Below are 14,371 nucleotides of genomic sequence, written 5' to 3' on the forward strand. Positions count from 1 at the left end.
CAATGGACGTAACGAGGTTTTAGATGAGACAGAAGATATTGGTAACAGCGTTAGTGGCAACGATGGCTGCACCGGGCGCAAGTTGGGCGGCAACCGGTCTCGATTTTGGAGAGAGCGTAGAACTCAGTGCCAACGGTGGTGCGAATAAAACGAAGATTTCGAGGCTGGGTAATGGGCGACTGCTGGCGGTCTTTGGTGATTACTACAAGAACGGAGATGGATCATTCAATACCGTTTATGACGTAAAAGCCCAGGCAGAACGGCCTGCCCGAGATCTGTTTGTGCGCACCTGTGAGGCGACTTCAGACTGCACCCTTGAGTCCAGCTGGTCGGAACTGAAAAACATCTCAAACACAGCGAGTAAATCCTCAATTGCGACAGACTTGAATGGTTTCAGCGTGGTTGATGACTCTGATCCACGAAATCCGGAGCCGTTTTACGGTGATTCCGAGAAGCCTAACCTCTTCGCCGCTGGCAGCAAAATTGTTATCACCTGGGTCGATAAATTCTGTCCCAGTCTGGTTGAAGGTGAGCCATCGGAACAACGCTCGGTCAGCTACCTGACGCTCGACAACCGCGAAGTACCATTTGCCTGTACCTATGCCGTGACCAGTTCGGATGCCGGGGCCACCTGGAGCGAACCAGTTCAACTTTCAAGCGGTATCCGGGACGCCAAACAGGATGTTAACCGTGGCTTGAGCACCGGTGAATGGGCAATCACCTGGCAGGAAGATCCCCGCGGCCTGCAACTCGGTGAGGCTGATGGCCCCGGCGACGGTGCCTCTGGCGCCAACGTCAGTTCCGGTACCGACATCTGGTACAGTCGCGCCGATAGCTTCGGTCCGGACGGTGCCATCTGGTCTGATCCTGTTCGGATCACTGACAACTTCAATGGTCAGACGGCTTCCGGCAACTTCAACACAATCTTTGCACTAACCGACCCGGATACACTTGAGGCTTCCGCCCCGGTTGCAGATGAAAATATCGAAAGCGGTATAGCCGGAGCCTCGCGCGCCAACCTGGCCCTTCAACCGGGCTACCTTGAAGGCGAAGTGGCACAGGCCATTGTCGCCTACGAAGAAACCAAGGGGTCCGGCGGTCTGGATGAAGGCAAGTTTGTACGCTATCACACGTTCGACTGGAACAGCCCTGTTGCGTGGACAGATCAGGCCGATCCTGGCACCGCTCCACCTGAAACTGCCGGCTGTATCATCAGCGACCCAACACTGAACGCGCGCCGCGTACGTTTTGTTGTCCAGGGCACACCCGGCACCGAGACCAATATGCGAATGGGCATTTTCTGGAAGGAAGGTGAATTTACCCAGGGTGGCCCATCCGACATCATGCTCCGCAAAGGCATCGTTGACGGTAACAATGGCTTCTCCCCGGCTGAGATGGTTCCCTCAGTAGATCCCAACTGCGCGGTGTCCGATTATTTGCAGGCGCTTCAGCTTAATAACGCGCCGGCTCTGAACATGAGCAGTCGTACCGAGGATGCCCAAGCAACTACAGATGCGGATATTCCAACCTCTACCCTGTCCGATGACACCTATGTGAAAGTGGAAGAAAACGCCATTGCCCACCGGGGCCTGCTCCGCGGTGATGACCTCTACGTTGGTTACACGTACACGCCTGTCCTGGCGGAACTACTTTACACCAACACCAAGAACTACAACTTCTACATCCGCCATTACGATGGCGTAGCCGGAACCTGGTCTGCTCCGAGAAATCTGAGCAACATCACCGACACCACCATCAACGTGCGTGAGCCCCGTCTCGTGGGTACCCCTGGAAGCACTGCAGGTTGTCCGGCAGATCCGGAGGAGTGTCGTGACGTAACCCGCTTCTACGTAGCCTGGGGCACCCAGACCAACGTCTCCGAATGGAGCCTCGAAGAGCCGAGTGAGCTTGATCTGTATGCCGCACTCGCCGAAGACAAGGGCGCCACCTACACGGATGTGGTCCGGTTTGCTGGTGAGGCTGACGATGTGGAAGACTTCGAGTCCCAGATCCAGATGACGCCGGCCGGCAACAACCTGTACGTGGTCTGGAATGAAAACCGGGACGGCGGCACCCATGCCATGTTCCGTCAGTCCACAACCGTTGAAGTTGCAGATGATGGCACTGACGACGGCACCGATGATGGCGACAGCACCTCTTCATCCAGCAGCAGCGATGGCACTCTCTTCGGCTGCAGCTACAAGCCGGGCGCTCCGTTCGACCCGACCCTGTTCCTGCTGACAGCCCTGGCTATCGGTGGCCTGACTTTCCGGAAGATCAAGGCTCGCGCCTGATAGCTGGGAGTCCGAACCCTACCAACCCCGGCCCTGTGCCGGGGTTTTTTCGTTCAGAATCCGGAGAACAGAATCCAGCCGGGGATCAGGCAGGCGTTATAGGCAGAATGCAGGATCACAGGGCCAAGAATGGACCCATGCCGGTCACGGAAATAGCCGAACACCAGACCGGGGAAAAATACCAGCCAGGCCAACGGGTCAGCCCGGTACACCAGGTGCAGGGTAGTGAAGAGAATGGCCGTGAGGACATTGGCGAGTGACAGGCCCATCAGTGCCCGTTGACCGAACGCGGTGGTGCTGAGAAAGCCCTGGAGTGCACCCCGGAACAGCAACTCCTCCAGTACCGGGTACCAGAGCACAAGGGAAAAGGCCTGGAGCAGGGTCAGGCTGACACCGGAAGAGCCGGCGACAGACAAGCCCGCCACCAGGAGGCTCACACCACACCCTGCCATCAGTGCCAGAATGAACTGCCGGTCCGTGAAAAGGCGAGGCGGCGGTACCAGCCCCAGATCTTCCCTTAAATTTGTCTCGGTCGTCATGGATGGGCACTTGCGCCTTTTGCGGGAGTAACAATTCTGGATACTAGAGCATTACCCCGACCGAAGTCAGGCGCCGGAAACAACAAAGCGGAGCCAATGGCTCCGCTTTGAAAGGACTTACCGGGCGACTCAGGCGCTCTGGCGTTGCGCCGACCGGCCCCGCTGGCCACCGCCATTGCGGCTCCGGCTCTCACCAGGACGACCGCCGAAGCTGCGGCCATTGCCGGCAGGTTTGCCATTGGCACCGCCACGCCCGTTACGGCTACGGGCCCTGGCCGGATCGGCCTTGGCCTTGGGCTTCAGCGGCAGGTTATTCCTAGGCTCGAAACCTTCCACTTCCTTGCGCGGCAGCTGCTTCTTGATCAGCTTCTCGATGCCCGCCAGCAGTTTGCCTTCGTCGGCACTGACCAGCGACAACGCATGGCCACTCTCGCCAGCGCGGCCGGTGCGACCAATGCGGTGGACATAGTCTTCCGGCACGTTCGGCAGTTCAAAGTTGACCACCTGGGGCAGCTGCTTGATGTCCAGACCGCGGGCCGCGATGTCAGTGGCGACCAGTACCCGGATGTCACCCTGCTTGAACTCGGCCAGCGCCCGGGTGCGGGCACCCTGGGACTTGTTGCCATGGATGGCGGCGGCGGTGATACCGTCCTGCTCCAGCTTCTTGGTCAGGCGGTTGGCACCATGCTTGGTGCGGGTGAACACCAGCACCTGCTCCCAGGCGTTGTCGCGCACCAGCTTGCTCAGCAAGGCGGTCTTCTGGCTCTGATCTACCGGGTAGATTGATTGCTTGATGCTCTCTGCTGCGGTGTTACGGGCCGCCACTTCCACCTGAACGGGATCGTTGAGCAGACCCTGGGCCAGGCTTCGAATCTCGTTGGAGAAGGTGGCTGAGAACAACAGATTTTGTCGCTTGGCCGGCAGCAGGGCAAGAATCTTGCGAATGTCGCGGATGAAGCCCATGTCGAGCATGCGGTCGGCTTCGTCCAGCACGAGGACTTCCACCTCGTTAAAGCGCACGGCGTTCTGCTGATACAGATCCATCAGCCGTCCCGGTGTCGCCACCAGCACATCCAGGCCCTTGCGCAGCTTCATCATCTGAGGATTGATTTTGACACCGCCAAAAACCACGGCGGATTTGGTGGGCATGTACTTGCTGTACAGCGCCACACTATCGTGAACCTGGGCCGCCAGCTCGCGGGTCGGCGCCAGAATGAGGGCACGAGGCCCCTTGCCGGAGCGCGGATTAGCCGCGAGGCGCTGCAACAGCGGCAGGGTAAAACCGGCGGTCTTGCCGGTACCGGTCTGGGCGGCAGCCATCACATCCTTTCCGGATAGCACCGCCGGAATGGCCTGCTGCTGGATCGGAGACGGGGTTTCATAGCCCTGGTCAGTAGTGGCACGGACCAGCTGCTCGGACAAACCGAGAGAAGAAAAACTCATATTGGATAAACTCTTGATTGATTCTGCCTCCACGAACACCGTCCATCGGCGAATGCGGGCAGAAGCCATGATGATTCATGGAAAAATGACGACTACAGTCACACGCCGTTAGCGGCGGGACGTCCTCTGACAGGTCGTATGGAGGTTCGCAAAGCGGCTCGTTGGCCGTGATACTGCGGAATCCCTAGAGGCAGGATGCAGGCACATTAACAGAGGGTCCGGGAAATAGCTATAAGTGGTTTCATTAGCAGGCTTTCATTTTCACGAAAAGATGGAACTCCGGCGAAGGTCTCTGGTCATTAGCGGCCGTATCATCCTAAAAATCCGCCAAATTCCGGAGATTCCATGCTCAGCGTCGGCGTTGGTCCCCTCAGCCTGTCCATCGGGCATCTGCTTATTGTTCTGGCCTTTGTTGTGGCCCTGATTGTCGGCGCGCTCACCGGTCGCAAGCAGAAAACCCCGATATCCGGCTCCCTGGCGGACATTTTCCTGGTTGCCATGATCGGTGCCCGGATCGGGTTCTTGGTCCGTTATTTCGAGCATTACCAGGGTGACTGGCTGGGCATGATCGATATCCGCGATGGCGGTTTTGATCCGGTGACCGGCCTGATCGTGGCACTCGTCTTTGCCGGGTACCTGATGTGGCGGCGCGCAAACATTCGCCGGGCCCTGGGCACCGCCGTTGCCGCCGGCATGATTACCTGGGGTTTCACCACCGGAGTGATTACCCTGATCAACCAACAGACCCGGGGGTTACCCGAAGTCGCGCTGACCGACCTCAACGAACAGCCGGTTAGCCTGGCCGACATTTCCGGGGGCCAGCCCGTTGTGGTGAATCTCTGGGCCACCTGGTGCCCACCATGCATTCGTGAAATGCCGGTGCTGGAGGAAGCCCAGCAACGCTACCCCGACATCAACTTCGTGTTCGCCAACCAGGGCGAGCACCCCGAGACCATCCGCAGGTTCCTGAACGAACAGAACCTCCACCTCGACCATGTACTCAGTGACCGCCCGGGCAGTTTCGGCCGGGTCGTGGGCAGCCAGGGCTTGCCCACGACCCTGTTCTACAGCGCCGACGGCAACCTGGTGGACACCCACATGGGCGAACTGTCACGCGCCAGCCTGGCCCGGGGCCTTGAGCGCTTCGATCCAGGCTTTCTCAATTCCTCCAACTCCAAGGAATCAGCATCCCGATGAATACCTACCCTCTCCAACGCCTGTTCAGGGGCGCCCTGCTCTCCACAGCCCTTGTCACAGCCACCGTGCAGGCAAAGGACTACCCACCGGTTATCCAGTCACTGGAACAACAGGGCGTGAAGGTTGTAGAGAGCTTTGAAGCACCGGGCGGCCTGACCGGCTACGTCGGCGAAATGCAGGGGCGGTCTCTGGCCTTTTACCTGACACCGGATGGCGACCACGTGATCGTCGGCACCCTGCTGGATGAAGAAGGGAACAACCTCAGTGCCGCCAGCATCCAGGAGCTGATCGAAGGCCCGAAATTCGCGGAAGCCTGGCCGCAGCTGGAGGACAGCAACTGGGTACAGGACGGCTCCAGCGATGCAGACACCATCGTTTACACCTTCACCGACCCCAACTGCCCCTATTGCTACCGGTTCCGCCAGCGTGCCGAGCCCTGGATTGAAGCCGGCGAGGTCCAGCTGCGCCATATCCTGGTGGGAATTCTGAAAGAGGACAGCCTGACCAAAGCTGCCACGATCCTCGGCAGTGAGAACCCTGAAGCCGCGCTGCACAACCACCAGGCCAGCTACGAACAGGGCGGCATCGCGGTTGACCGCAAGCTGGTGAGCGCCGCTCACATGGACGTCAAAGCCAATAACCGACTGATGCAGGAGCTGGGCCTACGCGCCACGCCCAGCACTCTCTACAAAGACGAAGACGGCAAAGTGGTGATGGTGCAGGGCCTGCCGAATCCCCAGGCACTGGAACGCATGATGGGCCCGAAGCCCTGAGTGTTGTCTGAAATCAGGCCAGCCAGGCGGTCAGAATAGCGGCGATCAGGCTGGCAAGCGTCAGCCCGGACAGGGAGAGCGGAAGACTCCAGCGGAGCGAGGCGTCTACGGCCGGGTACCCGGTCAGCCGCTCCATGATCAGGGCATTGGCGGCAAAGGGTGTCCCGAACGCGGTAATACCCCAGCCGGTCACCATACCGATACCCAAGCCGATCAGGGCCTCTGCCGGCCAGAGTGTACCCAGAACACCGCCAATCAGTGTGCCCACCACGATCGGATTGACGCCGCCCAGGCCCGCCAGGAAATAGACCCAGGGCACGCAGGCGGCCAGAATCGGCCAGCTCCAGGCCGGCAGGTCGGCGTTACCGCTGATCTGGCCCAGAACCACGCCACTAATGACCGAACCGATAAAAGCCGAACCGCCGACAATAGCCAGCTCGTTACTGACGTTCGCCATGTTGGCCATGGGCGGATTCTGGCGGCGGCTCCAGGCCGGCAGGCGCCCTCCCACCACAGCGCCGAGGCAGGAGAGGGTTACCGCGTAGGCGTAGCTCAGCTCGAACTGGTGGCTGAGCACGAAGACACCCACGCAGATGGCCAGAACCAGGCCACCAAACCGGAGCCAGGTTGCCACCCCGGCCTTGTCTTCCCGGGCAACCTGTTCCTGCCCGGTTTCCGGGTCTCGCCAGATCAGTCCCATAAGGATCAGCACAAACGAGAAAGGAATGGCGAGCGAGAGCAGCTCGATACTACCAAGGCCAGGCAACAGGGTGAGCGTGAGTACCACCGAAATCGAAAGCGGTGAGAAAGTCGGCGATACCCCGAACCCACGGAGCACCGCCCGGGTGGCGTTGCGGGTAGCAGCCGAATCACCCCCGCGGCGGATACGCTCGCCCACCAGGCTGCCGACGACCGCCACCGAGCCAAAGTTCAGGGGAATGGATACCAGGGAGGTGCCAAAGGCCAGGCTCAGGTAACGGGTCAGCGGCTTGCCACCGAAGAGGCTGGCCGAAATCCGTCGCAGGTCCCCGGAACGACCCAGTACGTTGGACAGCAGCATCACCGCCAGCACCAGCCCCGCCAGGCGGGTCATATTGTTCGCGGCATCCACAATCAGAGCGGGATCACGACCCAGCGCAAACACCAGGGCCAGCACGGCAACGGAAAACACTACCCTCGGCACCCGGCGCATGTCCTGCCAGCCCAGCAGCACCGCCAGGCCCACCGAGACTGCGCCGACAAGAGCCATCCCCGGCAACAGGGAGAGCACCGCGGCAATCAGGGCGAGGTAGGCGAGAAGGGAACGGATCGACTGCAAGGGCATGCTTCCTCAATAAGGGAGGCCCCGATATTAAGGAAGCTATCTAGGCTCTGCCATCAGCATTTATGGGGATGGATTCTGCTCGGCCGAAGGCTATTTGGTGGCTGCTTCGGCGAAACTGGCCAACGCGTTGTTCACCTTCCCCAGGACTTCGTCACAGCCTTCAATACCGTGCCGGGCTTTCAGGTAGGCAGGGTCGTTATATCCGAGCCACACCTGGCCCTGTTCGTCCTCCCAGATCAGGGCCTTCTGGGGAAGGTCCACTGCCACACTCTGGGCGCACTGCATCAGGGGCGTCCCGACTTTCGGGTTACCAAAGATCACCAGCTCCGTGGGGCGCAACTCGATACCGGCAGACTCCGCGCCAGCGGCGTGATTGATCCGGTTCATGACTGTCATGCCTTTCTCCTGCAACACGGCTTCGAGCCGGTCCGCAGTCTCTGCCACACCGTGGTTGCTCTTCACCACAATCAGCCCGTCGGCGGCATGGGCCAGTGAACCCAGCAGAAGGATGAGTACGAACGAAACAGGTTTGATCAGAAAATTCATAACGGTGGCCCCTTCAGGGAAATGTAATCTCCAGTCTAGACCACCGGGCGAATCTTGATGCATCCAATCCGGAAGTCTGGGAGTATGTCTCTGATAAGTACGTAATAATGCTTATACAGTCACCAGGCCACGGAGTTGTGATGATGTCAGGTCGGATGTACAGAAGAAGTCTTCTGATCGTACCTATCCTGCTGGCAGGCTGCGGCGAAGCCGAACTCGGGAGCGAAACCGGACTCGAAAACGAAACCGAAAACCAGCAGGTCATCAGCGAGGAACTCGCGCCCCCCTCTGAAAGCGGAATCCTCAAGGTTGCCACCCGGAACGGTTCCACCACCTATTATCTGGACCGCCACGAGAATCCGATCGGGCCCGAGCATGCATTGATCAGTGACTACGCCGCTGCCCGCGGCTGGCAGGTGGAGTGGACCATGCTCGATTCCACCAGCGACGTGCTGGATGCGCTCGCCGCCGGTAACACTCACCTGGCCGCGGCCGGCCTGACCCATCTGCCGTCACGGGATGAACAGTTCACCCGCGGACCGGCCCATACCGAAATTACCGAACAGCTGGTGTGCCACAGGGATGCCCGCCCCCTGCCCCGGAAACCGGATGCCATTCCCGGTACCGGGATCGTGATCACCGCCGATTCCAGCTACGCCGAAACCCTTCGCCGGCTGAATGAACAGTACCCGGGCATCGAATTCACCGAAGATGCTGAGCGCACCACCGAAATTCTGCTGTCCGAGGTGGCCGAACGGGACATCGAGTGCACTGTCGCCGATTCCAACATCGTGCAGGTCATGCGTCGCCACTTCCCGCACCTGGAAGTGGCCATGCCCCTCACCGAAGGTCGCAATCTGGGCTGGTACCTGCCGGCCGGAGCCGACGAGCTGGCCTCGGATGCCCGGGAGTGGATGAACAGCAAGGAGGGTGACGAGGCCATCGGCGAGATGGAGCACCGTTACTATGCCTACATCGGCGAGTTCGACTTTGTTGACTTGCGGGCGCTGAACCGACGCATCGACGAACGGTTGCCAAAATTCATCGACAAGTTCGAGGAAGCAGAAGCCAAAACCGGTATGCCTGCAGATCTACTCGCCGCCCTTGCCTACCAGGAGTCCCACTGGGACCCCGCCGCAAAATCACCAACCGGGGTAAGGGGCATCATGATGCTGACCCAGCGCACTGCCGAATCCCTGGGCGTGACCAACCGCCTCGACCCCATAGCGGCCATCGACGGTGGAGCCCGCTACCTGGCCGACCGGCACCGCCGGCTGCCGGAAACAATCCCCGAGCCGGACCGCACCTTCCTGGCACTGGCCAGCTACAACATCGGCCGCGGCCATTTGCTGGACGCACGCCAGCTGGCCCGGGAGCTGGGCAAGAATCCGGATTCCTGGGAGGACATGGTGCAGGTCTTACCCCTGAAAGCCGACAAGCGCTATTACCCCAGCACCCGTTACGGCTATGCCCGGGGTTACGAGCCCGTGCACTACGTGCAGCGGATCCGGAACTACCGGGATGTGATTCGCCCGGCGTTCGAGTGATCAGGAACCGAACAGCGCCGAGCGCAGGGGCCGGAGAAAGCCCCGGGCCTGGCCTTCGCCGGCGCGGGAGCGTTTGCCATCGAATTCCAGGTAGCCGTCCTCGATCGGATCAAAGCGCAGGATCCTCACATCTTCCAGATAGTTCTGCGAGGACTTCCAGGGACCTTGGGTGCCCTGACGGGGCAGACGATCCGCGGCGCGCTTGATGTAACCGGAGTTCAGGGAACCCAGGATGGTCTCCTCGCCCCGGCTGTTCTCGGTATCGCGGGCCACCACGGTGCGATAACCGCGCTTGTCCATCAGGTTGATCAGACGGCACAGGTACTCCGCAGCGATATCCACCTTCAGGGTCCATGAGATGTTGGTGTAGCCGAAAATCATGGCGGCATTGGGCACCCCTTCCACCATCACGTTCTTGTAGATCACCTTGTCCTTGAGCACCACTTCCCGGCCATCGACGCTCGGCTTGATCCCGCCCAGCATCTGGATATCCAGGCCGGTGGCCGGGATGATGATGTCCGCCTCAAGCTCCTCTCCGGACTTCAGCCGGATGCCGGTCTCGGTGAACCGCTCGATGTGATCGGTGGCAATGGAAGCCTTGCCGGCCTTGAGCGCCTTGAACAGGTCGCCATCCTTGACCACACACAGGCGCTGATCCCACGGATTGTAGTCCGGCGTAAAGTGGCGCATATCGGCCTGGCCATCGACCTGCCGCTTGATCACCGACAGGAAAAGCCGGCGCATCGCCTTCGGGCTCTTTCGGGAACGTTGGTAAAGCAGCCTTGAGATGGAGATATTCCGGGCGCGCGTCAGCCGGTAAGCCACTTTCTCCGGCAGCACCTTCTGCAGACCCAGGGTGATCTTGTCGGTTGATGGCAGGGGCATCAGATAGGTGGGCGAGCGCTGCAGCATGGTCACATGCGCCGCCTTCTCCGCCATGGTGGGCACCAGGGTAATGGCGGTGGCGCCACTGCCAATCACCACCACCTTCTTGCCGGCATAGTCCAGGTTCTCGGGCCAGTGCTGCGGATGCACGACCTGGCCTTTGAAATCACTCTCGCCCGGAAAGTCCGGTTTGTAGCCCCGGTCATAGTTGTAGTAACCGGTACAGCCCACCAGGAAACTGGCGGTGTAGTGTTCGGTTTCGCCGGTGGCCTCATTCTGGGCGGTCAATTTCCAGCACTTGTCCACACCCGACCAGTCCGCTGTTTTCACCGCCAGACCGTAGCGGATGTGCCGCTCGACATCATTCTCCCGGGCAGTCTCACGAACGTAATTCTTGATCGAGGCGCCATCCGCCAACACCTTGCCACCGGTCCAGGGGCGGAAGTTGTAGCCGAAGGTGAACATGTCGGAATCGGAACGGATACCGGGATAGCGGAACAGATCCCAGGTCCCGCCAAGAGACTGCCGACGTTCCAGGATGGCGAAGGACTTGCCCGGGCACTCGCGCTTCAGGTGACACGCCATGCCAATGCCGGAAACGCCGGCGCCGATGATCAGTACGTCGAAATGATGTTGGCTCATTGTGCTTGCCTCGCTGGTAATGCGGACGCTTTGCCGGCTTCCTGTAGAAGTTTAGACACGAGCCGGATCGTTATGCTTCAACAGTAACGAGTTCCACTGTGTCGCAAATTGGCCCACGCCACACGAGGTGCATGTTCAAACGGTCAGTCGCCTGAGCACTTCCTTGAACCGGATGGCCTCTTTTCTCAACGAATCCCGGTTCAGCATACCCACCCCCATGATCAATCCACTGCGCCGGTCTCCCTCGGCACAGACGGCACTGAGTGGTTTGACAATAAAGTGTTCCCGGAACAGCTGTCTGGTGATCAGGACGTCGTCTACCGAGTCCGCGAACCGGGCGCAAAGGCTGATGGCGTGGCTGGGGGCTGACATCTGCTTGATGGCCGGCACCTGGCGGAGCTGATCGTGCATGACCTGTTGCCTGGCCAGATACTCCTTCTGGATGCGCTGGTACCACAGGTCCAGATCGCCATTGGCGATGAAGGTCGCAAGCACCGCCTGATCCAGCATCCGTCCTTCCCGGAAAACCTCGCTGCGCAGCCGGCTGATCGTGGCCGCGAGGTGGTGTGGAACCACCAGGTAACCCAGACGTAAGCCGGGAAACAGGAGCTTGGAGAACGAGCCTGCGAGGATATGCTTCTGCGAACGCGGATCGAATACCAGCCGGGTATCGCGCTGGCCGTTGAATTCATAGTCATCCTCGATGATGTAATCCGGTGACAGCCGCTGCGCCAGAGCCTCCTTGTCCGCCCTTGAGGTCGGCACACTGAGCGGGTAATGCTGGGAACCGGTGAGATACAGCAATTTCGGCGACGGCTGCGCCTCACCTCGGTGCCCCTCACCGGGATACCAGGGCAGCATCTCGAGCCTGAGCCCACAGGCTGTGAATACATTTCGCGCCCCCCAGTAACAGGGCGACTCCGTCACTACCCGGTCACCGTTATCTGCCAGCGCGAGTGCACAGAGTTCCAGACCATTGTGGGTACCCTCGGTAATGATGATCTGTTCGGTATCACAGTCAAAATGCCGCCAGCGCCGGAGAAAATCCCGTATTGCCCGTTTCAGCGGGCCATAGCCTCCGGTTGAGTAGGACAACAGCAAAGCGTTTTGCGGCACCGTGACACTGGCATACAGCTGGCGCCATTTACGCATCGGGAACTGCCCTATATCCGGTATCCCTGGCACGAAGGCGCCGCTCTGGACTTCCGCTGCCCCGGGCTGGCTAAGCAGTTCACGGGCTCGATCCGACAAGCCGTCCAGGGCTGGTCGGGCCGGCAGAGCGGATCCGGATGATGGCCGATGGGTCCAGGTGCCCTGGCCATGACCGGTCACCAACAGCCCTTCCTCCGCCAGCGTGTTAATAGCCCCGGCGAGGGTATTACGGGCGAGGCCCAGCGCACTGCAGATACGGCGATGGGAAGGCAGCTTCATGCCCGACGGCCAGTCCTGCTCAATCAGATGGCGCAGCGCCTGCTGTACCCGGACCTGTTTGCTGAGGCTCTTCGGCTGTTGCTGGTACCGGCGAGTCAGGCTCGCGAGCGGATTGGTTGGTGTTAGGTCTTCGGTCATGGCGGGCCCGTATCAGGATAGGCCACTTCAAAGTGGTCCAGTTGAACTCGAAAGTGGTTCATGTGCAGCCCTTAGCCTACCTGCTAGGGTGCTCGGCATTCCAGTCATTTTAGAGAGGAATCGGCTCATGTCCCCTGTAGATACTCCCCTGTTGACCAGCGTGCTCAATGACGAGGTCCCCGCCCTGATCGGCGAGCAATGGTGCCAGCGCGATGAACGCTTTGAGGTCACCAATCCCGCAACCGGCGAGCTTCTCGCCCGCGTCGCCGAATGCAGTGCCGACGATACCCGCGCTGCGGTTGCGGCCGCAGACCTGGCTGGCCAAGCCTGGAAGCGCGTACCAGCCAAGCAGCGTGCCGGCGTTCTGCGCCGGTGGTTCGAACTCGTGACCGAACATGCCGATGAGCTGGCCCGCCTGATGACCCTGGAGCAGGGCAAACCGCTGGCAGAAGCCCGCGGCGAGGTCAGCTACGGTGCATCGTTCATCGAGTTCTTCGGTGAGGAGGCCAAGCGGATGGCCGGGGAAACCCTGCCCGGGCAGGGCCCGGACAAGCGCATACTGGTGATGCGCGAGCCGGTGGGTGTGGTTGCTGCTATTACCCCCTGGAACTTTCCCATGGCCATGATCACCCGAAAGTGCGCGCCCGCCATTGCCGCAGGCTGCACCGTGGTCATAAAGCCGGCCGAAGCCACACCGCTGACGGCGCTGGCTCTGGCCCGACTGGCCCTGGAGGCCGGCGTACCGAAGGGCGTGATCAGCGTCGTCACGGCGTCGGCCCCGGTGGCCGTGGGCGAAGTACTGAGTACCGATCCGCGGGTGCGCAAGCTGTCCTTCACCGGCTCCACGGCCGTGGGCAAAAAACTGTTGGCCCAATGTGCCTCAACGGTCAAGAAAACCGCCATGGAACTGGGTGGCAACGCCCCCTTTATCGTGTTCGATGATGCCGATCTCGACGCCGCCGTAGACGGCGCAATCGCCTCCAAATTCCGCAATGCCGGCCAGACCTGTGTCTGCACCAACCGCTTTCTGGTGCAGGACGGTGTCTACGATGCCTTTGTGGAGAAGCTGACAGCCCGGGTTGCCGAACTGAAAGTCGGCAATGGTCTGGAAGACGGCATCGCTATCGGCCCGCTGATCAACCAGTCCGCCATCGACAAGGTCCAGCGCCATGTGGACGACGCCGTCGGCAAGGGCGCCCGGGTAGCCGGCGGGGGCCAGCCCCACGACCGGGGCCCCAACTTCTTCACTCCGACCGTGCTGGCCGATGTCACCCCCGACATGGCGGTCGCCACCGAAGAGACGTTTGGCCCGCTGGCACCGGTATTCCGGTTCCACACCGCCGAGGAGGCCACTGCCATGGCCAACGACACGCCTTCAGGCCTGGCCGCCTACCTGTATGCCACCGACTACCGGCGGATCTGGCACACCCTCGAAGGCCTGGAGTACGGCATGGTGGGGGTCAATGAGGGCCTGATCTCCACCGAGCTGGCGCCATTTGGCGGGGTAAAGGAATCCGGCCTCGGGCGCGAGGGCTCCCACCACGGCCTGGACGAGTTCACCGAGCTCAAGTACGTCTGCCTGGGCGGCCTTTAATGGCTGCCCGGGGAGGCT

11 protein-coding genes are annotated in these 14,371 nt (G+C 60.7%); 5 read left to right on the forward strand and 6 right to left on the reverse strand.

All coding sequences use genetic code 11. The features are described 5' to 3' along the window. Positions 1 to 23 precede the first annotated feature (23 nt). The gene (locus DET50_RS04425; RefSeq protein WP_147252193.1) at positions 24 to 2,294 is read left to right on the forward strand and encodes a choice-of-anchor O protein; all 2,271 of its coding nucleotides are present in this window, start codon (positions 24 to 26) and stop codon (positions 2,292 to 2,294) included. A 53-nt stretch (positions 2,295 to 2,347) separates the two neighbouring features. Here DET50_RS04425 and mrtJ read toward each other — a convergent pair whose 3' ends face one another. Then, complete coding sequence (gene mrtJ / locus DET50_RS04430) at positions 2,348 to 2,833, reverse strand: JDVT-CTERM system glutamic-type intramembrane protease MrtJ (RefSeq protein ID WP_113861668.1); 486 nt, start codon at positions 2,831 to 2,833, stop codon at positions 2,348 to 2,350. A gap of 129 nt (positions 2,834 to 2,962) precedes the next feature. Continuing rightward, the gene (locus DET50_RS04435; RefSeq protein WP_113861794.1) at positions 2,963 to 4,276 is read right to left on the reverse strand and encodes a DEAD/DEAH box helicase; all 1,314 of its coding nucleotides are present in this window, start codon (positions 4,274 to 4,276) and stop codon (positions 2,963 to 2,965) included. A 345-nt stretch (positions 4,277 to 4,621) separates the two neighbouring features. On the opposite strand from DET50_RS04435, the gene DET50_RS04440 reads away from it, so the two are divergent. Both DET50_RS04440 and dsbG read left to right on the forward strand, forming a co-directional pair. Then, positions 4,622 to 5,473 (forward strand): TlpA disulfide reductase family protein, encoded by an 852-nt coding sequence (locus tag DET50_RS04440; RefSeq protein WP_113861669.1) that lies wholly within the window; start codon positions 4,622 to 4,624, stop codon positions 5,471 to 5,473. Further along, positions 5,470 to 6,246, forward strand: a complete 777-nt coding sequence (gene dsbG, locus DET50_RS04445; protein ID WP_113861670.1) for a thiol:disulfide interchange protein DsbG — start codon at positions 5,470 to 5,472, stop codon at positions 6,244 to 6,246. Before DET50_RS04440 ends, dsbG begins: the two co-directional genes overlap by 4 nt. Before the next feature lie 13 nt (positions 6,247 to 6,259). Here the strand turns inward: dsbG and DET50_RS04450 are convergent, their stop codons facing one another. Next, positions 6,260 to 7,570, reverse strand: a complete 1,311-nt coding sequence (locus DET50_RS04450) for a hypothetical protein (protein ID WP_404932714.1) — start codon at positions 7,568 to 7,570, stop codon at positions 6,260 to 6,262. 90 nt (positions 7,571 to 7,660) lie between these two features. Further along, positions 7,661 to 8,116: a DUF302 domain-containing protein gene (locus DET50_RS04455; protein ID WP_113861672.1), complete on the reverse strand. Its 456-nt coding sequence runs from the start codon at positions 8,114 to 8,116 to the stop codon at positions 7,661 to 7,663. Between the two features lie 155 nt (positions 8,117 to 8,271). Here DET50_RS04455 and mltF point away from each other — a divergent pair, with 155 nt between their 5' ends. Then, positions 8,272 to 9,663 carry a membrane-bound lytic murein transglycosylase MltF gene (mltF, locus tag DET50_RS04460; RefSeq protein WP_220150125.1) on the forward strand — a complete coding sequence of 464 codons (1,392 nt, stop codon included), beginning with the start codon at positions 8,272 to 8,274 and terminating at the stop codon, positions 9,661 to 9,663. Here the strand turns inward: mltF and DET50_RS04465 are convergent, their stop codons facing one another. After that, entirely contained in the window at positions 9,664 to 11,190 is a 1,527-nt protein-coding gene (locus DET50_RS04465) for a flavin-containing monooxygenase (RefSeq protein WP_113861674.1), read from the reverse strand. It lies immediately after the preceding gene. 135 nt (positions 11,191 to 11,325) lie between these two features. Next, positions 11,326 to 12,759 (reverse strand): aminotransferase-like domain-containing protein, encoded by a 1,434-nt coding sequence (locus tag DET50_RS04470; protein WP_113861675.1) that lies wholly within the window; start codon positions 12,757 to 12,759, stop codon positions 11,326 to 11,328. 127 nt (positions 12,760 to 12,886) lie between these two features. Between DET50_RS04470 and DET50_RS04475 the strand changes: the two genes are divergently transcribed. Beyond that, on the forward strand, positions 12,887 to 14,353 hold the full coding sequence (locus DET50_RS04475; RefSeq protein WP_113861676.1) for an NAD-dependent succinate-semialdehyde dehydrogenase: 1,467 nt from the start codon (positions 12,887 to 12,889) through the stop codon (positions 14,351 to 14,353). The last annotated feature ends 18 nt before the right edge of the window (positions 14,354 to 14,371 follow it).

It is taken from the genome of Marinobacter pelagius (assembly GCF_003315345.1).
Classification (GTDB): Bacteria; Pseudomonadota; Gammaproteobacteria; order Pseudomonadales; family Oleiphilaceae; genus Marinobacter; species Marinobacter pelagius_A.

Excerpts from the sequence above, each read along its gene's own strand:
- DET50_RS04425 (WP_147252193.1), top strand. The coding sequence starts at position 24 with ATGAGACAGAAGATATTGGTAACAGCGTTAGTGGCAACGATGGCTGCA.
- mrtJ (WP_113861668.1), bottom strand. The coding sequence starts at position 2,833 with ATGACGACCGAGACAAATTTAAGGGAAGATCTGGGGCTGGTACCGCCG.
- DET50_RS04435 (WP_113861794.1), bottom strand. The coding sequence starts at position 4,276 with ATGAGTTTTTCTTCTCTCGGTTTGTCCGAGCAGCTGGTCCGTGCCACT.
- DET50_RS04440 (WP_113861669.1), top strand. The coding sequence starts at position 4,622 with ATGCTCAGCGTCGGCGTTGGTCCCCTCAGCCTGTCCATCGGGCATCTG.
- dsbG (WP_113861670.1), top strand. The coding sequence starts at position 5,470 with ATGAATACCTACCCTCTCCAACGCCTGTTCAGGGGCGCCCTGCTCTCC.
- DET50_RS04450 (WP_404932714.1), bottom strand. The coding sequence starts at position 7,570 with ATGCCCTTGCAGTCGATCCGTTCCCTTCTCGCCTACCTCGCCCTGATT.
- DET50_RS04455 (WP_113861672.1), bottom strand. The coding sequence starts at position 8,116 with ATGAATTTTCTGATCAAACCTGTTTCGTTCGTACTCATCCTTCTGCTG.
- mltF (WP_220150125.1), top strand. The coding sequence starts at position 8,272 with ATGTACAGAAGAAGTCTTCTGATCGTACCTATCCTGCTGGCAGGCTGC.
- DET50_RS04465 (WP_113861674.1), bottom strand. The coding sequence starts at position 11,190 with ATGAGCCAACATCATTTCGACGTACTGATCATCGGCGCCGGCGTTTCC.
- DET50_RS04470 (WP_113861675.1), bottom strand. The coding sequence starts at position 12,759 with ATGACCGAAGACCTAACACCAACCAATCCGCTCGCGAGCCTGACTCGC.
- DET50_RS04475 (WP_113861676.1), top strand. The coding sequence starts at position 12,887 with ATGTCCCCTGTAGATACTCCCCTGTTGACCAGCGTGCTCAATGACGAG.